Genomic DNA, 22,363 nt, shown 5'->3' with positions numbered 1-22,363 from the left:
GGGGAATGGGTGACAAGCAGCAACAAAAGTTCCAAAAACGTCTAGAAATGACTATATTCCGCAACTTCTTCAATATTTGTTAATAGGGCGATCGCTATCATTACCCGCAGGAGCGGGTTTAGCAAATCACCTCAGCCTGTGGCATTAACTTGCCAGCAAAACCCGCCCTTGGCAACGATTGGGTCCATGGAGAGGGCGGGTTCGAATGATGCGCCTGGTTGCGTGGTTTAGATATCGGCAAAACCCGCCCCTACAAGCGTTGCAAAACATTCAATATGCAAAATTGGGGAGGGCGATCGCACCCTCCCCAATCTCTGTAATCAATCTCAAAAAACCTTACATGCCAGGCATGTTCAGACCTAGACCGCCGGTCAATTCTTCCATCCGTTCGCGCATCGTGGTGGTGGACTTGTTGTAAGCATCTTTAGCAGCTGCCAGCACCAGATCCGAAAGAACTTCAGCTCCCTCACCCAGTACATCTGGAGAAATTTCAACGCGACGAGGTTCCTGGTTTCCAGTGAGGATAACCTTCACCATGCCACCACCTGCTTCGCCGGTGATCTCCATGACTTCCAGCTCTTCTTGCAGCCTCTTCGCGCCCTCTTGAACCTGTTGGGCTTTTTTGAAGGCTTCTGTCAGTTCCTTCATCTTGCCGAGGCCGAAGCCACCGAATCCTTGTCCTTTCGTCATAATGTCCTGTTCGCTCGTGATTGCGTTTGTTGGAATGCTAAAACCTTAGCACTTCTCCCAATGTAATTCCCATTTACCCGGATAGGGTCTGTATTTAAAGTTGCCTTTTCATGCACTGAACGCATAAAAGTCAACTCCCATTGGGAGGTTTGGGTTAAAAGCTGAGGACGCGATCGGAGCGATCGCTTAGCGTTTTTAGCTTGCCCTCTAATTCCTAAATAAATTCAAATTCCCCGATAACTTTGACCTCAGGCTCCAGCAACAAATTCCAACGGTGATCCACCTCTGTCTGAACGTGGCGAATCAGCCGCAAAATATCACTGGCGGTTGCCCGCCCACAGTTCAAGATGAAATTGGCATGGCGATGGGCCACCTGAGCATCTCCAATGCTGTAACCTTTTAGGCCCGTTTGCTCAATAAGCCAGCCCGCCGCCTGAGTGCCCGGATTGCGGAAGACGCTGCCACAACTGGGCATGTGATAGGGTTGAGTACGATGACGGTGCTCCTGGTGGGTGCGCGTGCGCGCCATTACCGTCTCCGGATCATGACCTGGCTGTAGCTGGAACGTCGCTTGCGTTACCAGGCGATCGCGGGTCTTTTGCAAACTCGATGTCCGGTAGGCATACCCCAACTCCTCAGGCCGCAGAATGCTCTGCTCTCCATCCAACGCCAAAACGTGAGTTTGCAAAAGCACATCGGCTGTACTGGAGCGATGCGCTCCCGCGTTCATCACCACAGCCCCGCCTACATTACCGGGAATTCCAACGGCCCATTCCATCCCACTCCAGCCCCGTTCTGCCACTTTCCAGGCCAGGGAAGGTAAGGGTTCTCCGGCCGCAACCGTGACCTGAGCCAATTTATCATCAAACTCAATATGACGCAGATGGCGGGTACAAATTACCAGCCCCGGCAAACCGCGATCGCTCACCAATAAATTAGACCCGGCTCCCAAAAGGGTTACAGGAATGCTGTGATCTTTTGCCCAGGCCACACTCATTTGCAACTCTTGCAAATTGCGCGGCATCGAGAACCACTCAGCAGGGCCACCCACGCGGTAGGAGGTGTAGCGTGCCAACGGTACATTCGGCTGAATGGTGAAATCAGAATGCGGTATTTTAACGGGCGATCGCTCAGCCCCCAGCACCCCTGCTGAAGATTGAGAGAGGGGCCGCAGAGCAGGCTCCGTCAAAACCGAAAGGGAAGCAGGAGCGGTAGGGAGTTCAAGGTCGGTAGTTTTGGGGGGAGTCATGGGTACGCCTGCAAGAAGTCTGGTGAGAACCGTAGGAGGAGGCTTCAGGGGTCAATGACAACGGTTAAGGGAGGAAGTTGAGCTTCAGTGTAATACCATCCTCCGGAAACGATTCAGTTCCGAAGTATTGATTTTTACGATAGAGATGCCATTCCCAAGGGACTATTACGGGGAGAATGCCCCGGTTTAAGTCAAACTCATCATTAAAGTTCCCGAATCCAGGTTTTGGTAATAGGTCAACAGGTCGGGAATGATGCGATTGAGATTACCAGCACCGAGAAATAGAACCAGATCACCGGGTTTTAACACCTGCTTTAGATGCTCAAAAACATCCTCAAGGGTTGGGCAGAAGTGGGCATCGGGTTGGTGTTGAGCGATCGCCTCTAACAACTGCTGACCGCTGATAGTGCCGGGGTTGGCTTCCCCTGCACTGTAAATATCGGTGGTGATAACAAGGTCAGCATCCTTGAAGGAATGCGCAAAGTCATTCAAGAAAACTTGAGTTCGACTAAACCGATGGGGTTGAAACACCGCCACCAGTCGTTGATGGGTTGTATCTGGGGAGTCTACACGCAACCGTGCTGCCGCCAAAGTTACCTGAATTTCGCTGGGGTGATGAGCGTAATCATCTACGAATAGAATGCCGTGGTATTCTCCCCGTCGTTCAAATCGCCGTCGTGCACCTTCAAACTCTGGCAAGATAGCAGCGATGGTAGCGAAATCAAGGCCTACTTTTCGGCCTACCGCGATCGCTGCTAAAGCATTGCTTAAATTGTGACGCCCCAACAACCGCAGGTTCAATACGCCCAGAACTTCACCCCGCTCCCAAATGCGAGCAGTAATACCATCAGCATGGTAGTCAACTTGGTCGGCGGTGTAGTCAGCTCCAGAGGCAGGATCGAGACTATAGGTAATGGCGGGACGAATGCGATCGCGAATGGTTTGACAATCCCAACTACCAATGACTACATCACATTGGTGGCTGAATTGTTCAAAAATTTGTATGACTTGATCAAGACTGGTGTAATGGTCAGGGTGATCAAGTTCGATATTGGTAATGACGCCAATGCTGGGGAACAACTTGATGAGCGAGCCGTCTGATTCATCAGCTTCTGCAACGAGATGAGAGCCTTGACCAACATGGGCATTCCCCTCCCAGGCTGCAACCTCACCTCCCACAATAATGGTTGGGTCAAGGCCTGCCTTTAAAAGCAAAAATCCAACCATGCTGCTGGTTGTGGTTTTGCCATGGGTACCTGCGATCGCAATTCCTTCAGCCTCTCGCACCAGAGCAGCCAATACATCTGAGCGATGATAGATCGGATAACCCAGACGTTGAGCCGCTAAAAATTCGGCATTATTCGGATTAATTGCTGTTGAACAAATAACTTGCGGAAGAGAGCCCGAAGACAGCATCTCATCTGTGGAGAAATTCGTTGCATCCTGGCTTGAAAAAATACGAACGCCTTGAGTTTCAAGCCGCTTCATGATGTCATTCAGACAAATATCTGAGCCAGAGACCGGCAGATTTCGCTTCGCCAGAACATGGGCGAGAGCGGACATCCCAATTCCACCAATACCAATAAAGTGGAACGGTCTCCCGCTGAGATCAACAGGATTCAACATCCGTGCTCCTTGCTTATCACACACCACACACCACACCAATATCACGCGTAATCATACCGTGAATCTATTAATTCTCAATGTTTCCCTATGGAGTTATCCTTCTTTAGAAGGAAATCTCTATCTTTAAGGGAATGCATCAAGATACCCTTTAATCGCATAAGAAATCCGGCATTTTTCACCTACTTTTCTAAAAAATTAAGTGAAATATATCAGCTTCCGGCAAAATACTGAGATTTACAGAGCCTGTCATAATGATGGCGACCTAAGTTAACGCTCTCTTCGAGCATGGCTGTTGATCATTTGCCTCACCCGTTAGAGCCGAATAACGTATCACCGCAACACCGAGGCATTTTTGGAGGCACGTTTAATCCACCCCATGCCGGGCATCTTCAAGTCGCTCAGGCTGCCCTGACTCAGGCCGGCCTAACTCAAGTTTTGTGGGTACCCACCTATCGACCTCCGCATCGTCGGGTAACGTCTCTCGTTTCTTTTGAACATCGCCTTGAGATGGTTCAACAGGCGATCGCACCCTTTGCTCCCTTCCATGCCTCTGCTGTCGAAGAGCAGCTGGCGTATTCCGCAGGAGGACCGTCCTTCGCTATCCACACCCTGACGCATCTCCAGCACCAATATTCCAAAAGCCATTGGTATTGGATATTAGGCTTGGACGCCTTCTGCACCCTACCCCGATGGCGACATCATCGAGAGTTAGTACCTCAATGTACCTGGCTGATTGCACCCCGCTCTGCTTCTTCGACAACAGTGCAGAATAAACCAGACGATTTTCAGCAAATTGAGGCGATCGCACACCTGTTCAAATCAGAAGGAATTTCTCTACGCTGGCATTTATTATCGATGCCCTCGATCGAAATATCGTCCAGTCTGATTCGACGGTATTGCGGCGATCGCCTTTCAATTTCTGGGTTGGTACCCATAGCCGTTGAGGACTACATCCATCGCTACAATCTCTATGGGGCAGATTCCTGAAAAATCAGATCAACTTAATCGTTTTATTACTGAGTTGGTATCCTCAGGTCGAAATGCTCTGAAATGCCCATTTTTGCACGCGCTTTGCGTATGCAACATGAGCGTTGTCGAGTGCCGTGCAACACGCGGCACTCGACAACGCCCTAAACCCGAATTTAAATTTGGTAATGGTTCTAAACCTGGAAATGGCGTGTGAACCCAAGGGGTTTGACTGACCTTTACTTCATACCCTATTTCCAAGTTTGAACTGCTTGCCAAGTTTTGGGCTTTCGTTGACAAGTGCAAGGACTCAGTCAAGCCGTTACAACAAGACAGAAGATGGGCATGGAAGCTAGAATTTTCCAGCATTACGGAGCATTGATAACACAAAGTTATCAATTAAACGGAGACTCTTTAGAAATTTGCTGAGTAAATTTACTCATTTATCTACGGGGATCACCATACCCATTTTTCGTCATTTTCCTACGATTTACTCCGGTTTTCTCGCTTTTAAGCTAGATTTCAACCTATTTTGATTACTCTTGAGAGCGTAAACCTTAAGAGTGTATGATCTGTTCCATTACAGGCGAATCATGAGAGATTTGAGGGCAAGACGCAGTGATTAGAGTAGCTATTAACGGTTTTGGGCGCATTGGCCGTAACTTTCTGCGGTGCTGGCTGACCCGGGAAAACAGTGGAATCGACCTTGTGGGGATCAATGACACCTCCGATCCTCGTACGAATGCCCACCTGCTGACCTATGACTCCATGTTGGGCAAACTGGATGCAGATGTTCAGGCTACCGATGACACCCTGATCGTCAACGGCAAAGTGATCAAGTGCGTCTCTGACCGCAACCCCCTCAACTTGCCCTGGGCTGCTTGGGACGTTGACCTGATCATCGAAGCAACTGGGGTATTTGTCAGCCATGAAGGTGCTTCAAAGCACATCCAGGCTGGGGCTAAGAAGGTTCTGATCACCGCTCCTGGTAAGGGTGCTGATGTTGGCACCTTTGTAGTAGGTGTTAACGAAGGCCAATACAAACACGAAGAATACGACGTCATCAGCAACGCCAGCTGTACCACCAACTGCTTGGCTCCTGTGGTGAAAGTGCTGCACGAAAACTTTGGCATCGTCAAAGGCACCATGACCACCACCCACAGCTACACCGGTGACCAGCGGTTGCTGGATGCCAGCCACCGTGACCTGCGCCGGGCTCGTGCGGCTGCACTCAACATTGTTCCAACCACCACTGGAGCTGCCAAAGCGGTTGCGTTGGTTATTCCCGAAATGGCTGGAAAGCTGAACGGTATTGCGTTGCGGGTACCCACTCCTAACGTTTCTGTTGTAGACCTGGTGGCTCAAGTTGAAAAGCCTGTGATTGCCGAGCAGGTTAACGAGGCTCTGAAGGGCGCTTCCCAGAATGGGCTGAAAGGCATTCTGGAGTACAGCGAGCTGCCTTTGGTGTCCTGCGACTACCGTGGAACCGACGCTTCCTCCATCATCGATGCTAGCCTGACCATGGTCATGGGTGGCGACATGGTGAAGGTTGTTGCTTGGTATGACAACGAGTGGGGCTATAGCCAGCGTGTTGTGGATTTGGCCGAAGTTGTTGCCAAGAACTGGAAAGCGTAAACAACGCATCATTACCATCTAAAACTTAAGCCTTCGACGCTCTCACAGGGTTTTTGTGGGAGCGTTTTTTGGCTATTGAGAGAACTTCCTCCACCCAGGAGAATTCGACCATGGCAAAAGAGCGTCAGGGATTGTCTTGTGCTTCCTTCGGCAAGGTAAATATGGGATGGTTCTGCTTCGTTAGCCTCTTTGTTGGCATGATGAAACGTTTTCTCCTTAGACTACTCTGTGTTGCCTTTGCAATCCTTTCAATGCTCTTGCTGGTAGATGGGCGATCGGCCTCCGCCTTGGGTAACAGCTTTGAGCTACTCACTCGCTACAACATTAGGGGTTCAGTCGCGGAAATTCTAGCAGCCAGCCCTGATGGCAATATTCTGGTGTTTACCAATGCAGGGGATTCTCAGATTGGTTTTATCGATATTTCCAATCCTGAAAGTCCAATACCTTTGAGAACTATTGAGGTACGTGGAGAACCAACCTCAGTCACGATTACACCGAATGGGCAGTATGCGATCGCCGCTGTCCTCGACAAGATTGACGTGAATGTTGGAGAAACAATTGCCGATCAAGCTCCTGGCACCCTAGTTTTTATCCGCTTGAGCAATCAAGAACTTGTAGCCCAAGTGCCGCTGCTTGGCATTGGCCCTGACAGTGTGGATATTTCACCGGATGGTTACAAACTTGTGGTTGCCATTGAGGATGAAGAAGATGTCGATCATCTGCCAGGTAACCGTCCTGGCGCCATTAACTTTGTCACTATTGACTACGACAACCCGGCTCATTCCCACGTAACGCCAGTTTCGATCAACCTGGCGGGGGTTGCTGGTTTAAATTATGTGGAGGATCCGCAACCTGAGTTTGTGAAATTTAGCCCTACTGGGGAAATGGTGGCGGTAACACTCCAAGAAAATAATGCGATCGCCCTCATTGACGTTAATACTGAACAAGTCGTGCGCATTTTTTCCGCAGGTATCAGCAATCATTTGGCCGACCTAACTGAGAATAGGAAGATTCGTTTGACGGAAGCTTTTGCAGGTCGTCGAGAGCCGGATGCGATCGCTTTCACTGCCGATGGAAATTATTTAATTACAGCAAATGAGGGGGACACTAAATACGCCACGTTTGGAGACGATCTCTGGTCTGGAGGGCGGGGATGGAGCATTTTTGACTTACAAGGAAATGTAATTTACGACAGCGAAGATGTTGAACTGCTGGCTGCACAGAAGGGCCGCTATCCCGACAAGCGTTCTAAAAACCGGGGGGTTGAAATGGAAGGTGTGGCTGTTGGTAACCACAGCGATTGCCCTGTAGCGTTTATAGGAGCTGAGCGAGGGAGCTTTTTGGTAGCTTACGACCTGAGCAATATTCGGACTCCCCAGCTGATTGGTTTTATGCCTACGGGTCAGTCGCCAGAGGGGGTGCTGTTTATTCCGTCTCGCGGTCTGGTGTTAACGGCCAATGAAGGGGATGGGACTGTAGATATTTTTCAGTTCAATGGGTGTTAGGGGCGATCGCTACGGAAATATTACGAAGTCTCTATCGCTTTTTGGGAAGGGTGGTTTGGTTGCAAGAGTGTGGCTTGGAGGCGCGTCGCCCTCCAAACCTCCCGACTGGGGGACGGGTTGTCCCTCCCCCAGACCCCCCAGACAAGGAGGCTTTGCAGGGGAGGTGTTAGGCCGCTTCGCATCGGTGGGGTTTGGATCAGGTCTGGGTGATGTAGTTGCACTCGGTTAGATCTAGCTTCTAGACAAAGAGAGCATGCGGTATCTTCACCGCACGCTCTCTTTATTTTTGATTACAGGAGTATTTTGGTGTCCCCTTGGGAAGGGGTGCTTTATCTGAACAGGAACAAAATAACGAAATTAGGCAGTTGCCTTCCAGGTCATGTAGGGTAGGTGTGCTGCGGTGGCCTTAATTTGTTCGCCCTGGGCTATCAGTTGGCCGGTAGCATCCCAGCTTCCAGATAGGAACATTTGCCGGGGGCCAGCACCCATTTCTACTGCGACGGTGAGGTCGCCACAGGTGGCTTGCATAGTGTCCAGGTTTAAAGTGACGGGTGCTTGGGGATTGGCAGCGATCGCCCCCTGTAATGCTTTCACCCCTTCAGCATTGGCAGTAACGCAGGGAATTCCCATCGCTACGCAGTTGCCAAAGAAAATTTCAGCGAAACTTTCGCCGATTAGGGCTTTGATGCCCCATTTGGCGATCGCTTGAGGAGCGTGCTCCCGGGACGAACCACAGCCGAAGTTACGATTCACAACCAGAAGTTCGGCTCCCTGATATTGGGGTTGATCGAAGGGGTGTTCGCCCTGAAGCTGGGCGCGATCGTCTTCAAAAGCATGCTCACCCAGGCCGTCAAACGTCACGCATTTGAGAAAGCGAGCAGGAATGATGCGATCGGTGTCGATATCGTCTCCAACTAAAGGAATGGCACGACCAGATACGGTAACAACTTGGCTCATCGTTCAATTCTCCAATTCAACAAAATAAGATGAAATCTCTGAATATCCAGCCCGAATTTGGCATTATTCCAAACTGGATTTTAGGCTCCGTGATCGATGTAAAGGCCAGAAAATTTTGCTGGCTCGACCTATAATGTTCTCGCGCGGAACATATCCCCAAAAGTGACTATCGTAGCTGTTATTGCGATTGTCACCTAAAACAAAATAAGAATTTTCTGGAACAACTTCTGGCCCCCATTCATAGGTTGGTGCATAGTCAGCAGGAATATAATTCTCTTCAAGGGGCTGGCCATTGATATAGACTTTTTGGTCTTTCACTTGAACCTGCTCACGGGGCAAGCCAACAATCCGTTTAATGAGGTCATCCGTTACAGCAGGATTGGCTTGCTTGAGCCCTTCTGGCGGTGAGAAAACGACAACATCACCGCGTTGTGGAGATTGAGTTTGATAGGTAACTTTTTCAACAACTAGGCGATCGTTAACAGCCAACGTTGGAAGCATCGCTTCCGATGGGATATAACGTGCTTCTGCAATATTTCTTTGAAGTTTAGAGGCCGAGGCAAAAGGTAATAGACCTGTCAAAACTACAAACAAACAAATCAACGCAATTGTTTTTTTAGAACGTTCTCGACGAGCAGGAGCAGCCGTATAAGTAATGTATGCAATGACCGCAAACCATAAAGGAGTCAGGACTGGATTGACCAATTCAGAGATAGCAATAATGATGATCGACAGAATAAATAATCCCAACCCAATTAGAATCTTGCGGAAATAAAGGTGTCCTAAGCCAGGAATCAGGTTCGATAGAAAGACTCCTAGCCAGGGATCTTTAACACCTTTTCGTTGTTGTTCGAATGCAGTTGCATTGGCCCGTTTTGCGCTGGCGTGGGCGTCAAACAGGTTAACGAACCATAGAAGAAGGGCGGCCCCTATCCCAACTAAAATCGTCAAACCATTGCCAGCATCACTGATTAAAGCCCAGAGGAAAATTCCTATCGAAAGTATATAGGCCAGTAAAAACACAAGACCCCGTACCCTGGCTCCAGCATAGAACTGTCCAATCCCTGGTAGAGCATGGGACAAAAGAACCGCAAGCCAAGGTTCTTTACCTTTGACCGTCGGTACAGATGCTTCACTAGACGCACTCATGGTCTTACTTGTAAGGAGGAAAAGTTTAGTTTTTTTGATGAAGTCGGGATTTTTACGGAGTGCTTTGAGATAGTCGAGTCGAGACAGCAGCAAGCAGGGCAATACACCCAGCAAGCTGACCAGGAAGGGGAATCAGCAGATAAAGAGCGCAGGAAGCGCAATCGCGATCGCCCCTCACCCGATCAAATCCTGCCCCTACCTCGTCATAATTTGACGCACAAGCCACCGACGTAAACTATCCGGCAACAAGCGTGTCAGTAGGAGAGCCCCCGCATTACCCCCAGCAGGATAGCGGAGGCGATCGCTCCCATCCGTTGCAGCCCGATAAATTACCCGAGCCGTAACCTCTGGCAGTGATCCCTGCTCCCCTGAACGACGCAGGTTGGGCATGACCCGTTCGACAAATTGGTCATAGGCGGATAGCCCCGGCTGATGAGCGATGTCTGCTGAGCGATCGTAAAAATCCGTTTTGATTGGTCCAGGCTCAATTAGCTTGACGCGTATGTTGAACGGTGCCAACTCGTACTGCAACGCTTCCGAGAAGCCTTCTACAGCCCACTTGGTGCCGTGGTAAAGGCTATAGAGCGGAAAGGCAAGACGACCACCAATAGACGAGACATTGATCAGTAGACCTGACTGGCGATCGCGCCAGTGGGGTAATACCGCCCGTGTCACATTCATCAACCCAAATACATTCGTGTCGAATTGCCGTTGAATTTGTTCTGGAGATGTGGCCTCAAATGGCCCCAATAGACCGTATCCAGCATTATTGATGAGCACATCAATGTGCTGAAATTTCTCCAGGGCAGTGGCGATCGCCCCTTCCACAGACTCCGGTTGGGTGACGTCCAGGGGCAGGCAGACCACCCGCTCCAGGACAGCTAAGTTGGTGGCTTTGTCAGGCGATCGCATGGTCGCCGCCACATTCCAGCCGTTTTGCTGAAACAACTTAGCTGTCGCTAATCCAATTCCCGAGGAAGCTCCTGTAATCAGAACCGTTTTAGGCATGGAGCGGGCTCAGGCTACAGCAGTTCACGGACATCTGTGACTTGACCTGCGATCGCCGCTGCTGCCACCATCGCCGGGCTCATCAACAATGTCCGCCCCGAGGAAGAACCCTGCCGCCCCTTAAAGTTGCGGTTTGAGGACGACGCACTGATTTGCCGCCCAACCAGCTTGTCAGGATTCATAGCCAGACACATCGAACAACCAGCTTCTCGCCATTCAAAACCGGCCGCTTCAAAAATTTTGTCTAAACCTTCCGCTTCGGCTTCCTTCTTCACACGCTCAGAGCCAGGTACGACAAAGGCTTTGATCCCTTCAGCTACGGTTCGGCCTTTGGCAACCTTAGCGGCTTCCCTCAGATCGCTGATGCGGCCATTGGTGCAACTGCCAATGAAGCAGACATCCACTTTCGTACCTTTAATCGCGACACCCGGTGCCAGATCCATGTACTGATAGGCTTCCTCGGCAACAAACCGATCCTCTTCGGGCAACGAAGCAGCAGCGGGAATGGTTTCGCTCACGCCAATACCCTGGCCGGGGGTGATGCCCCAGGTGACAGTCGGTTCAATCTCAGCGGCATCAAAGACGACAACATCGTCATATTCAGCATTGGCATCGCTAGCGATACTGCGCCACCATTCGACAGCCTGATCCCAATCAGCGCCCTTAGGTGCAAAGTCACGGCCTTTCAGGTATTCAAAAGTCGTGTCGTCGGGGTTGACGTAGCCGCAACGAGCGCCGCCTTCGATCGCCATGTTGCACACGGTCATCCGCTCTTCCATGGTCATCGACTCAAAGGTGGTGCCAGCAAACTCGTAGGCATAACCCACGCCACCTTTTACACCCAGCGTACGGATGATATGCAGCACAACATCCTTCGCATAAACACCAGGACGCAGCGTCCCGTTCACTTCTACCTTACGAACTTTCAGCTTCGCCAGAGCTAGAGTTTGGGACGCCAATACGTCGCGGACCTGACTGGTACCGATACCGAAGGCGATCGCCCCAAACGCGCCATGAGTAGACGTATGGCTATCTCCACAGGCAATGGTCATGCCTGGCTGGGTCAACCCCTGCTCCGGTGCAATGACGTGAACAATACCCTGATTTCCCGAGCCAATGTTGTAGAAGCGGATGCCATTATCTTTTGCATTACGCTCCAGTTCCAGCATCATTTCTTCTGCCAGACTGTCTACAAAAGGGCGGGCCTGATTTTCAGTTGGAACAATGTGGTCAACGGTGGCAACGGTACGCTCCGGAAACATCACCTTCAGCCCCCGCTCCCGCAGCATGGCAAACGCTTGCGGGCTGGTGACTTCGTGGATCAGGTGCAGACCAATGAAGAGTTGCGTCTGCCCGGAGGAAAGGGTGCCAACGGTATGCAAATCCCAAACTTTATCGAATAATGTACCTTTGCTCATAACCGTGGTGCCAGTGTCTCAAGGATTCGGATGGGGTCTCAGCCAATCGATAGGTGCGATCGGGTATAACCCATGCTAATCACAGTAGACGAGCTTCTGAAGGATGTCCAATATATGGTTTTTAGTGTATTAAGATCTTATAGATATTAATGTGTTTTTCTTGGGGTTGTTTTTGCGATCGCTTCATTGCTCCTGCACAGCTCTAGGTTCTGTCTTAAAAGTGCCTTGAAGCCCTGTCTACTCCTACAAGCAGAGCTTAAAGGCACTTCTAAAAGACAGCCTAATAAGAGAAAACGCGGCGCTTTGCACCGCGTTTTCTCTTATTAAAGTGATGAAATCAATGCCGATCAGTCGCTACCGATGCTGATACCACTACCACCAACCTCGGCTCCGGCCAGATTGACGTTAGTCAGGATAGTACCTTCGGTCTGAGCGTTATAAGCGACCGCATCGGTCATATCGACATTAGCCAAGTTTGCTCGATTGAAGACCGCATTGCTGGCGAATGTCCCTGTCATCGTAGCCCCTTGCAGGTTTGCCCCCGTAAGATCGGCTCCTTCTAAATTCGCATCCGACAGATCTGCACCCCGTAGGTTGGCATTCCGCAAATCGGCCCCAATCAAATGAGTACCACTTAAATTAGCACCACTGAGGTCGCAAGATGCACAGGCCCCTGTCTCCAATAACTGTTGCAAGTCCGCGGGGTCTTCGGCGCGAGCAGATTGAGCAGTCATTAACAGCCCTGTAGAGAGAAGGGCAACCGCCAAGATTTGAGTTCTCATAGGAACCTCCGAAGAATTCAGCAGGAGGTGGAGGTGTCAACTCCACTATTAATGTGGCACACCCTCAAGGGGACCGCCGTCCTGCCAACGGATGAACCAGTCGAGCCCAACCGATAGAGCTACGGTCCCCCTAAAGCACTACCGCTTGGCACTTCCCGATTACAGACTTTCATAAAAAACATCACTAATTGCTGATGCCCTTTAGCAGCTCGTGCTTCATCACACCAATTTTGCCAAGGGAAATGTAGCGAACGAAGCCCGCCACATTTCCCTTGGCAAAATTGGTGACCCGTCAAAATTCTTATGGTGGGCTATTAGTACTCGGCGGATTTAAGTTTGCCCCTGTCTAATGGTGTGGAGTGCGAAGTACCCATATCACCATACAGAGGTTGACTTCTAGTGGTGGCATAAAGAACTATTACAATCAATAAAAGTTGTTTACCAAGCGATCGCATCCCTATGTTCCGCGAGTTTCTCCCCTTTGACCTATCGGTTGACAAGGTAACGCTGGCTGGACTTGGGTTATGGTCATTAGCTCTGTACCTGGCGTTCTCCCCCGTGAGTGATTGGGTCATGGAACAGCTGCAGCGCTGGTTCAACTTTGCGGAGCGATCGCTCTACACCTCCGAGGAGGAGTTCGAGCGTACTCGGCTCGCACGAGAATCTCAGAATGCCTTCTACGCCTCTATCTTCAGTATTGTTCCTTTTCTTATTGTGGGCGGGGTCGTGAATTATGGCGTTGAGTTGGGTTTAGGCCGCAGTTGGGCCGTGAGTATGGGCATTCTCTCCTGTATCGGAGCAGGCGTTTACGAGTTGGGTCGCCGTGATGGGCAGTCATTAGACTAATGTGCCTCATGGAGCCTCATCTTCTAGAAGCTGCTTAAAAGTTGTTCTTCGTGCACTTCATGCACGAAGAACAACTTTTAAGTAATCCATAGAGCCGGTTGAAGGGGAACTACAATGTCGTTCTCCCCCAACCGCACCCTAAAAAAGATCAGCAATTCTCATTTTGAAATCAGGCCCGAAAACCGCGCTAAAGGCGCGCGGTTTTCGGGATCAAAGCCAAGAGTTCACGCCCGTAGGGCGTGAACTCTTGGCTTTGATGCCCATACTGAGAATTGCTGAAAAAAGATAGATGAAGTATGAGCGGGAGACGCGCCAGTGATATGGTGTTTGGGAGGTTTTAGTTAATTTCACGCTTGCTCTCCCTTCATTCGCTGGGATGCGAATCAAACAGATTAGGGATATCCGCCCCTTCCTCAGGGGAAATCCCTCAGGTTTTAATGCGCTACAGGGGGTCAGCGATTGCTAGAATCTTTTACGAAACTTTATGATTTCTAAACCTGGTTCTAGCCAGGATGTCGTTTCTACCCCCGGGTCTATGAGCACCGCCGAACGTCGCACCTTACTGCTGGATTTTGAGAAGCCCCTCGCTGAACTGGAGGCTCGCATTTTCCAAATCCGCGAGCTGGCAGAGGATAACGATGTCGATGTGTCCGACCAGATTCGGCAGCTTGAAGACCGCGCCGTTCAACTACGGCAGGAAATTTTTCATAGTTTGACTCCGGCCCAGCGGCTCCAGGTCGCTCGTCATCCCCGCCGCCCCAGCACCCTTGACTACATCCAAACCATGACGGATGAGTGGATTGAGCTGCACGGCGATCGCTCTACGGGTACCGATGATAAAGCCCTCGTAGGGGGCATTGCCCGCCTGGATGGTCGCCCAGTGGTGATGCTGGGTCACCAGAAAGGCCGGGACACGAAGGATAACGTGGCCCGCAACTTTGGCATGGCTTCTCCCGGGGGCTACCGTAAGGCAATGCGCGTGATGGAGCATGCCAACCGCTTCAACATGCCAATTATTACCTTTATTGACACACCAGGGGCCAATCCTGGGGCTGAAGCGGAGCGTTTAGGACAGGGGGAAGCGATCGCCTACAACCTGCGAGAAATGTTCCGGTTGGAGGTGCCGATTATCTGCACGGTCATTGGGGAAGGGGGTTCTGGCGGAGCACTGGCCATTGGGGTGGGCGATCGCCTGAATATGTTCGAGCACTCAGTTTATTACGTGGCCAGCCCCGAAGCTTGTAGCGCCATCCTTTGGAGAGATGCAGCCAAGGCACCTCAAGCGGCTGAAGCACTGCGTATCACTGCGACGGATTTACGAAGCTTAGGAGTGATTGACCAGATCCTGCCTGAACCCGTGGGGGGTGCTCATTCTGATCCTCTCGCTGCCACCGCGACCCTTAAGCAAAGTATCTTAAGCAGTCTGGCTGAGCTGGACGCCTTGACCCCCAACGAACGGCGGGAACTACGCTACCAAAAATTCCGTAAGATTGGTGTCTTCCTGGAAAGTACAGTGTGATTTGAATGGCATCAAAATGTGCCGAAGTGAACTATCCTGGCTGGGGCATTGGCAAATAGTGATATAATTTGGTTAACAATTCTTAAAACAGCTCTCAGGATATTTTTTTGGAGTTTATCTTTTCGAGATTTAAGTATTTCCGTTTGTCTATTGAGCTCGGTCACATGAGAACGGTTTTGTTTGCCCTCGTCTCCCCGCCACATTGACCGTGAAGTGATTGATTCACCGTTCTTGAATATTGTTTTTCAATGATGACGGCACTATCCGCAGCAATATCTGTTGATGATAGTGATTTGAATATGGGCATGTTACAAAGTACATCGCCAAAATATTCATACCTGTTGAATTGAATAGTTCTTCTAGCTCTTCATCAATGTAGAGCTATCCCAGAACTATGTGATGGAACTTGCATCCACAATCTCTTCCGTGTTCGTAATGTCTGCTGTCCGTGTGCATTCTGAGGTTTAAAGAGCATTCATGACTGCTTTCTCCCACGGTTATGCCTTAATTACTGGAGCTAGTAGCGGCATTGGTCAAGCAACGGCGATCGCCTTTGGTCAAGCCGGAGTTCCCGTAGTCCTGGTAGGTCGTTCTAAAGATCGCTTAGAACAAACCGCTGGGGCTGTTCGTGCCACTGGAGTAGAGGCTTCTATTGCAGCCATTGATCTGGCTCAATTGGAGCAAGTAAAACCCCAGATGGCGGCGATCGCCGATCAATTTCCCATCGATATCCTGGTCAACAACGCAGGGCTCGGTTATACCGGAAATTTGCTAGATACTCCTCTGGAAGACTGGCAAGCGGTGATGAACCTGAATGTCACGAGTGTGTTGCAGTGCATTCAGGCCATTGTGCCTGGGATGCGCGATCGCAAACGGGGCACCATCATCAATGTGTCCTCGGTTGCAGGATATCAAGCGTTCCCTGGTTGGGGAGCGTACAACGTTAGCAAGGCTGGGTTAATTTCTCTCTCCAAAACCCTGGCTGCTGAAGAGCGCTCCAACGGCATTCGTGTGGTAACAGTTTGCCCCGGTGCGGTGAACACTCCCATCTGGGATACCGACACCGTCCACGCTGATTTTGACCGCTCGAAAATGTTGACTCCCGAGATTGTGGCTAGCTCGATTGTGCATACCGCTCTGCTGCCGCCCCAAGCGGTGATTGAAGAGTTAACGGTGATGCCCAGCGCGGGTGCCCTTTAAGGGGTTGTGTCTATCTCCTTTGCAATTTATCGAAGGCTTACTATGACTATTGCTTCTAGTGGTTCGAATGGCAAACTCTCCCCCTCATCGGCTGAAGGGAAAACCAAATCCTCACCCACCGTTAACTTAGATGTGCGTCCTGACCGGGAGCATACCGAGCACGACACTACCGCGCCTAAGCCAGAAGTGGGTATGGAAGAAATGATGGATGCGGTTCGGACAATGCTGCTGGCTGTGGGTGAAGACCCTGAGCGGGAAGGCTTGCTAAAAACTCCCAAACGGGTCGCGGAAGCAATGCGTTTCCTCACCAGTGGCTATAACCAATCTCTAGAAGAATTGGTGAATGGTGCCATCTTCGACGAAGGGCACAACGAGATGGTGTTGGTGCGCGATATTAACTTCTTCAGCCAGTGCGAGCACCACATGCTGCCGTTTATGGGGCGTGCCCACGTGGCTTACATCCCCAATCAGAAGGTTGTGGGTCTGAGCAAGCTTGCTCGCATCGTTGAGATGTATTCCCGTCGTCTTCAAGTGCAAGAGCGCCTAACCCGCCAGATTGCGGAAGCCATTCAAACCATTCTGGAACCCCAGGGTGTTGCTGTCGTGCTAGAAGCTACTCACATGTGCATGGTCATGCGTGGAGTTCAAAAGCCAGGTTCCTGGACCGTTACCAGTGCCATGATCGGAGCCTTCCAGGAAGATCAGCGCACTCGCGAAGAGTTCCTCAGCCTGATCCGCCATCAGCCTGCTTTCTTCTAAACAGCTTGTTTCAATCTTCATAAAAAATGTGCACAGTGCAAAGCACTGTGCACATTTTTTATGAAATCAACCCCTCACACCGCAAGCGGGTAAACAGTTGATTCACTTTTTCGAGATCCTTCTGGCCTGGGGAGTATTCGACACCACTGGAGAGATCAACGCCATCAGGACGCGCCACGGCGATCGCCTCCACCACGTTATCGGGAGTAAGCCCACCGGCGAGATACCAGGGCACTAGCGGACGAAACCCCTGGAGGGTGGACCAGTCGATCGATCGCCCTGTTCCGCCATGCTGGGTTGGGTGATAGGCATCCAGCAGCACACTATCCACAACGCAGGTATAAGTTTCAACCTGGTTAAGAACCTCCGGTTGCCGGACTCGAAAGGCTTTCATGACCTTTAGCGAGGGTATTTGTTTTCGAAGCTGCTCACAAAACTCGGGAGATTCTTCACCATGCAGTTGTACCGCCGTGAGAGCAGCTACTTCAACCACCGAAAGAATTTCCGGAATACTGGCATTTACGAAGACTCCAACCCGTTCTAACGATTCGGGGAGAGTAACCGCGACGGCTTTAATTTGCGCAGGAGCCACATAACGGGGGGACTGACGTGCGCAAATAAAGCCAAGCGCTGTTGCGCCCTGCTGGGCGATCGCCTGCCCTTGTTCGGGTTGTGTAATACCACAAATCTTAATTTGAATCATTACACAACATTACTCTATAGGGTCGGGGCTGATGCAAGGGCCAGTTATGGTGCCTTGATGTTGGGTGAGCGAGTGAACCCAGCACATTCAGCGTTAAGACATTCATTCTGTACGCATTCAGTTTTGTTGCACGAAGAATAACCTTTCATCAAAATCTACGCATAAAACCAACACTCTTAGGGAAGAAATATTCAAAGTCTTGTTAATCGAATATTACGTTTTATTTCAATCTGGGTGTTTCGTGTTAACTCTTCAAACAAACCCTTGATTACAAGCATCCCCTCTTGCATCCTGAAAAATCAGGATTCCTGGCTCATTTACAGGGCGCAACAACAGGTTTCTGCTGTGTCTGGTTCGGAATTTAGGAGGATAAAGTTGTTTAACATGACCGCATTATTAGGCGCAATGGCCACCACTAGCCCCTGGTCGTTCAATACGGCTCTTGTGATGATCGGAGCAAACCTGTTCGCGATCGCCATTGGCTACTACGCCATTCAAAAGCGTGGAGTTGGGCCTAAGCTGCCCGCTGACATGCCCGCGATGTTTACGGGGTTTGGCGTTCCTGAATTGCTGGCAACCATGAGCTTTGGGCATATCATTGGCACCGGCTTGATTCTGGGCCTGTCGAACGCTGGCGTACTTTAATCGTTCTCTGGGATAAAATCCCACGACGAACTTGGCAATAGATTACTCGGGGGGGAGGAATATTGTATTCCTCCCCTTCGTTTGAGGCAGGCGGTTTCCGTGAAAACACAGTAGAATCGTTGAATATCCCGCTGTGTAGGCGTCGCAGAGCTTGTCTATATCCCTGCTGCTGACTGCGAGGAATTCTCCCTTAGCCATACAAAGTTTGAGCACTCTCTATGAAACCAGGCTGGCAGGTTGGCTCTATCTTTGGCATCCCGTTGCTGATTGATTCTTCCTGGTTTATCATTCTGGCTCTGTTTACCTTTTCAAACGCGACCCGTTTCTCCGCTGAAAACTTATCCACAACGACCGCCTGGGTTGCTGGTTTAGCCTTGTCTCTGTCCTTGTTCGGCTCGGTATTACTACATGAATTAGGGCATAGCTTGGCAGCGCTTTCCCAGGGCATTAAAGTCAATTCCATCACCCTGTTTCTATTTGGTGGTGTTGCCGCAATCGATCGGGAATCGAAAACACCAGGACAGGCGTTTCAGGTAGCGATCGCTGGGCCAGCCGTCAGCCTGGGTTTATTTATTCTCCTGGCCACCCTTGATCGACTCATTCCTCTGGGCATACCAACCGGCACCATCGTTCGAGAATTAGCCCAGATCAACATCGTACTGGCCATTTTCAACATGATTCCTGGCCTGCCCCTGGATGGTGGGCAGGTGCTCAAAGCCTTGGTCTGGAAAGTAACCGGCAGCCGCTTAAAGGGATTGCGCTGGGCCGCGAATACGGGCAAAGCGTTGGGTTGGGCTGCGATCGCCTTTGGCCTGCTGCTCTACTTCCAGGGATCTTTTGGCGGGCTGTGGATTGGTTTGATTGGTTGGTTTGTGGTGAGTAATGCCACCAACTACACCCGAGTTGCAGATTTGCAAGAAGCAGTTGCGGGTCTGAATGCCAGTAATGCGATGACCCGTGACTTTCGTGTGGTCGATGCGGATTTATCGCTACAACGTTTCACAGATGACTATCTGCTCAAGGAAGAAGGTCAATATCCTGCCTTCTTCGCCGCTTCTGACGGACGTTACCGGGGTCAGGTATATCCGGATGACCTGCAGCAGATTGAGCGGAGCGAGTGGCGTACTAAAATCCTCCACCAAATCGCCCATCCCCTGCCTGAAGTGCCTTCCGTATCAGAAATGACGCCTCTGACCGAAGCCATCGATAAGTTGGAGCGCTTGCAGCTTTCCCGTATCACGGTGTTAACTCCCGCCGGAGCGGTTGCTGGAGTTATTGATCGGGGGGATGTCGTACGAGCCTTGGCTGAGCAACTCAAGCTTCCTGTACCCGATGCCATGATTCAGCGCATCAAGGAGGAGGGCAAGTTTCCGCCAGGGTTACCGTTACAGGCGATCGCTCAATCCCTTTTAGAAGAAGCATCCTAATCCGAAACAAGCATTAGCGACGAATGCCTATACCATTCGTCGCTAATGCTTTGAAGCCCGAAAATAGCCCGCCTTCGGCGGGCTATTTTCGGATTGGATTCCAAAATGAGAATTGCTGTGAATGTGTGGTTGAGCTATCGGAAGCCGCCGTCAACCTGTTATCCTGAGAGACTGGAAACCCCTGAATTTGAACGATGTCTGCGATCGCCTCCGTAACACCCCTCAGCTTTCCATTAACCGCCGTCATCGGCCAGGATGCCATTAAGCTGGCTCTTTTGCTGGCGGCTATCGATCCAGCCTTAGGTGGCGTCGTCATTGCAGGGCGGCGGGGAACCGCCAAATCCGTCATGGCCCGTGCGCTTCATGCTCTGCTGCCGCCCATTGAGGTGGTCCAGGGGTCATGCTGCAACTGCGACCCGCAGCGTCCCGGAGATTGGGACGACGAGACAACAGCCCGTTTTGCTGAGGTTGATCTAGATTCACCCGATGGTTTACCGGTGCCAACGGAGGTCATCCCAGCTCCCTTCATTCAGATTCCTCTCGGGGTAACAGAAGATCGTCTGTTGGGTTCGGTGGATGTGGCGCAATCCATCAAAAAAGGAGAGACCGTCTTCCAACCGGGTCTGCTGGCGGAAGCTCACCGGGGAGTGCTGTATGTAGACGAAATCAATCTTTTAGACGATCAGATTGCCAACTTACTGTTGACGAATCTGACCGATGGCCGCAACCGTATTGAACGGGAAGGCATTAGCTTTCAGCACCCCTGCCGGCCTCTGCTGATCGCCACCTTCAACCCCGAAGAAGGAGATTTGCGATCGCACCTGCTCGATCGAATTGCGATCGCCCTCTCTGCCGACGCCGTCTTAGGACTTGACCAGCGGGTTACTGCCGTAGAACGGGCAACGGGATACGCTGAGTCGCCCAAGGCATTTCTGGAGCTTTACGCGGAAGAACTAGACAACCTCAAAACTCAAATCATCCTGGCACGAGAATGGCTGAAAGACGTTACCATTTCTCCCGCACAGATCGAGTATTTGGTGCAGGAAGCCGTGCGCGGCGAAGTTCAGGGACATCGGGCGGAAATTTTTGCGGTACGCGTTGCTAAGGCTCACGCGGCACTGGAAGGTCGTACTGAAGTCAATGCAGATGACCTGCGTTGTGCAGTAGAACTTGTGATTGTGCCTCGCGCCACCGTCATCCAACCGCCGCCCGACGAACAAAATCAGCAACAACCGCCACCACCGCCGCCGCCGCCTCAAGATCAACAACCTGAAGACTCCGACGAGGATGAGCAGGAAGAGGAGGACGAGAACGAAGAAGACGATACCCCGCAAGAGCCACCTAACCTGCCGGAAGAGTTTGTTTTTGACCCAGAAGGGGTAATCCTTGACCCATCGGTGCTGTACTTTGCTCAGATGGCGCAAAAACGAGGTAAGACGGGTTCTCAAGGGCTCATCTTCTCAGAAGACCGGGGCCGCTACATCAAACCAATTTTGCCGCGTGGTCAAGTACGCCGAATTGCAGTGGACGCGACAATGCGATCGGCAGCGCCCTACCAGCGATCGCGCCGTCTCCGTTATGAGCAGAGCAATGCTGCCAACAACGCCCCTGCCAAGCGCGTTTTCATCGAAGAACCCGATATTCGCGCTAAGCGACTGGCTCGTAAAGCAGGTTCCCTGATTGTCTTCGTGGTGGATGCTTCTGGCTCTATGGCGTTGAACCGGATGCAATCTGCAAAAGGGGCAGTGTTGCGCCTTCTCACAGAGGCGTACCAGAATCGTGACCAGGTCGCCCTCATTCCCTTCCGGGGTGAGCAGGCTGAGGTCCTCTTGCCGCCCACTCGCTCCATTGCCGCCGCTCGACGGCGATTAGAACGGATGCCCTGCGGAGGCGGTTCGCCTCTAGCTCACGGTTTGACCCAGGCCGTACGAGTGGGAGTGAATGCTCGCCAATCTGGAGACGTGGGACAAGTCGTCGTCGTCGCAATCACCGATGGTCGAGGGAATGTGCCATTGTCGCGATCGCTGGGTGAACCCGTCCTCGACGACAAAAAGCCCGACATCAAAGCCGAACTGCTAGACATCGCTGCCAAAATCCGCGCCCAGGATATTCAACTGCTGGTAATCGATACCGAAAGCAAATTTGTGTCCACAGGCTTCGCGAAAGAATTGGCAAAGAACGCAGGTGGCAAATACTACCATTTGCCAAAAGCAACCGATCAGGCGATCGCCGCCATGACCATGGGTGCACTACAAGATGCGAAAGGACGCTGATTGGGT

At 51.1% G+C, this 22,363-nt stretch carries 19 protein-coding genes; 10 read left to right on the top strand and 9 right to left on the bottom strand.

Annotated elements, in window-relative coordinates; genetic code table 11:
• Positions 1 to 336: 336 nt before the first annotated feature.
• From H6F91_RS27255 to murC, 3 genes are all read right to left on the bottom strand, one after another.
• Positions 337 to 690, bottom strand: coding sequence for a YbaB/EbfC family nucleoid-associated protein (locus H6F91_RS27255; RefSeq protein WP_190774084.1), 354 nt, complete (start codon positions 688 to 690; stop codon positions 337 to 339).
• A 214-nt stretch (positions 691 to 904) separates the two neighbouring features.
• Positions 905 to 1,939 (bottom strand): UDP-N-acetylmuramate dehydrogenase, encoded by a 1,035-nt coding sequence (gene murB / locus H6F91_RS27250; protein WP_190774083.1) that lies wholly within the window; start codon positions 1,937 to 1,939, stop codon positions 905 to 907.
• 186 nt (positions 1,940 to 2,125) lie between these two features.
• A complete protein-coding gene (gene murC, locus H6F91_RS27245; protein ID WP_190774082.1) occupies positions 2,126 to 3,565 on the bottom strand; it encodes a UDP-N-acetylmuramate--L-alanine ligase in 1,440 nt (479 codons plus the stop codon).
• A gap of 285 nt (positions 3,566 to 3,850) precedes the next feature.
• On the opposite strand from murC, the gene nadD reads away from it, so the two are divergent.
• The 3 genes from nadD to H6F91_RS27230 all read left to right on the top strand — a co-directional run bounded on the left by nadD (position 3,851) and on the right by H6F91_RS27230 (position 7,671).
• A complete protein-coding gene (nadD, locus tag H6F91_RS27240) occupies positions 3,851 to 4,552 on the top strand; it encodes a nicotinate (nicotinamide) nucleotide adenylyltransferase (protein WP_190774081.1) in 702 nt (233 codons plus the stop codon).
• Positions 4,553 to 5,149: 597 nt separating this feature from the next.
• The gene (locus H6F91_RS27235) at positions 5,150 to 6,166 is read left to right on the top strand and encodes a type I glyceraldehyde-3-phosphate dehydrogenase (protein WP_190774080.1); all 1,017 of its coding nucleotides are present in this window, start codon (positions 5,150 to 5,152) and stop codon (positions 6,164 to 6,166) included.
• 110 nt (positions 6,167 to 6,276) lie between these two features.
• Entirely contained in the window at positions 6,277 to 7,671 is a 1,395-nt protein-coding gene (locus tag H6F91_RS27230) for a hypothetical protein (RefSeq protein ID WP_190774079.1), read from the top strand.
• Between the two features lie 357 nt (positions 7,672 to 8,028).
• Here the strand turns inward: H6F91_RS27230 and leuD are convergent, their stop codons facing one another.
• From leuD to H6F91_RS27205, 5 genes are all read right to left on the bottom strand, one after another.
• Positions 8,029 to 8,628 carry a 3-isopropylmalate dehydratase small subunit gene (leuD, locus tag H6F91_RS27225; RefSeq protein WP_190774078.1) on the bottom strand — a complete coding sequence of 200 codons (600 nt, stop codon included), beginning with the start codon at positions 8,626 to 8,628 and terminating at the stop codon, positions 8,029 to 8,031.
• A gap of 63 nt (positions 8,629 to 8,691) precedes the next feature.
• Positions 8,692 to 9,777: a signal peptidase I gene (lepB, locus tag H6F91_RS27220; RefSeq protein WP_190774077.1), complete on the bottom strand. Its 1,086-nt coding sequence runs from the start codon at positions 9,775 to 9,777 to the stop codon at positions 8,692 to 8,694.
• 195 nt (positions 9,778 to 9,972) lie between these two features.
• The gene (locus H6F91_RS27215; RefSeq protein ID WP_190774076.1) at positions 9,973 to 10,785 is read right to left on the bottom strand and encodes an SDR family oxidoreductase; all 813 of its coding nucleotides are present in this window, start codon (positions 10,783 to 10,785) and stop codon (positions 9,973 to 9,975) included.
• A 14-nt stretch (positions 10,786 to 10,799) separates the two neighbouring features.
• On the bottom strand, positions 10,800 to 12,203 hold the full coding sequence (leuC, locus tag H6F91_RS27210) for a 3-isopropylmalate dehydratase large subunit (protein ID WP_190774075.1): 1,404 nt from the start codon (positions 12,201 to 12,203) through the stop codon (positions 10,800 to 10,802).
• 347 nt (positions 12,204 to 12,550) lie between these two features.
• The gene (locus H6F91_RS27205; protein WP_190774074.1) at positions 12,551 to 12,985 is read right to left on the bottom strand and encodes a pentapeptide repeat-containing protein; all 435 of its coding nucleotides are present in this window, start codon (positions 12,983 to 12,985) and stop codon (positions 12,551 to 12,553) included.
• A 459-nt stretch (positions 12,986 to 13,444) separates the two neighbouring features.
• On the opposite strand from H6F91_RS27205, the gene H6F91_RS27200 reads away from it, so the two are divergent.
• The 4 genes from H6F91_RS27200 (at position 13,445) to folE (ending at position 17,309) form a co-directional block, all read left to right on the top strand.
• Positions 13,445 to 13,831: a hypothetical protein gene (locus H6F91_RS27200; protein WP_190774073.1), complete on the top strand. Its 387-nt coding sequence runs from the start codon at positions 13,445 to 13,447 to the stop codon at positions 13,829 to 13,831.
• Positions 13,832 to 14,366: 535 nt separating this feature from the next.
• Positions 14,367 to 15,350 (top strand): acetyl-CoA carboxylase carboxyltransferase subunit alpha, encoded by a 984-nt coding sequence (locus H6F91_RS27195; protein ID WP_190789578.1) that lies wholly within the window; start codon positions 14,367 to 14,369, stop codon positions 15,348 to 15,350.
• Positions 15,351 to 15,827: 477 nt separating this feature from the next.
• A complete protein-coding gene (locus H6F91_RS27190; RefSeq protein WP_190774072.1) occupies positions 15,828 to 16,550 on the top strand; it encodes an SDR family oxidoreductase in 723 nt (240 codons plus the stop codon).
• Between the two features lie 42 nt (positions 16,551 to 16,592).
• The gene (folE, locus tag H6F91_RS27185; protein ID WP_190774071.1) at positions 16,593 to 17,309 is read left to right on the top strand and encodes a GTP cyclohydrolase I FolE; all 717 of its coding nucleotides are present in this window, start codon (positions 16,593 to 16,595) and stop codon (positions 17,307 to 17,309) included.
• A 58-nt stretch (positions 17,310 to 17,367) separates the two neighbouring features.
• Here folE and H6F91_RS27180 read toward each other — a convergent pair whose 3' ends face one another.
• Positions 17,368 to 18,012: a phosphoribosylanthranilate isomerase gene (locus H6F91_RS27180; RefSeq protein WP_199308075.1), complete on the bottom strand. Its 645-nt coding sequence runs from the start codon at positions 18,010 to 18,012 to the stop codon at positions 17,368 to 17,370.
• Positions 18,013 to 18,396: 384 nt separating this feature from the next.
• Between H6F91_RS27180 and psaK the strand changes: the two genes are divergently transcribed.
• From psaK to bchD, 3 genes are all read left to right on the top strand, one after another.
• Entirely contained in the window at positions 18,397 to 18,657 is a 261-nt protein-coding gene (gene psaK, locus H6F91_RS27175) for a photosystem I reaction center subunit PsaK (RefSeq protein ID WP_190774070.1), read from the top strand.
• 218 nt (positions 18,658 to 18,875) lie between these two features.
• Complete coding sequence (locus H6F91_RS27170; RefSeq protein WP_190789576.1) at positions 18,876 to 20,084, top strand: site-2 protease family protein; 1,209 nt, start codon at positions 18,876 to 18,878, stop codon at positions 20,082 to 20,084.
• Between the two features lie 194 nt (positions 20,085 to 20,278).
• Positions 20,279 to 22,357, top strand: coding sequence for a magnesium chelatase ATPase subunit D (gene bchD, locus H6F91_RS27165; protein ID WP_190774068.1), 2,079 nt, complete (start codon positions 20,279 to 20,281; stop codon positions 22,355 to 22,357).
• The last annotated feature ends 6 nt before the right edge of the window (positions 22,358 to 22,363 follow it).

Source organism: Leptolyngbya sp. FACHB-8 (genome assembly GCF_014695575.1).
GTDB lineage: Bacteria > Cyanobacteriota > Cyanobacteriia > Elainellales > Elainellaceae > Vacuolonema.
The sequence above is the reverse complement of the archived record's forward strand: the minus strand, read 5'-3'. Positions and strand labels throughout refer to the sequence as shown.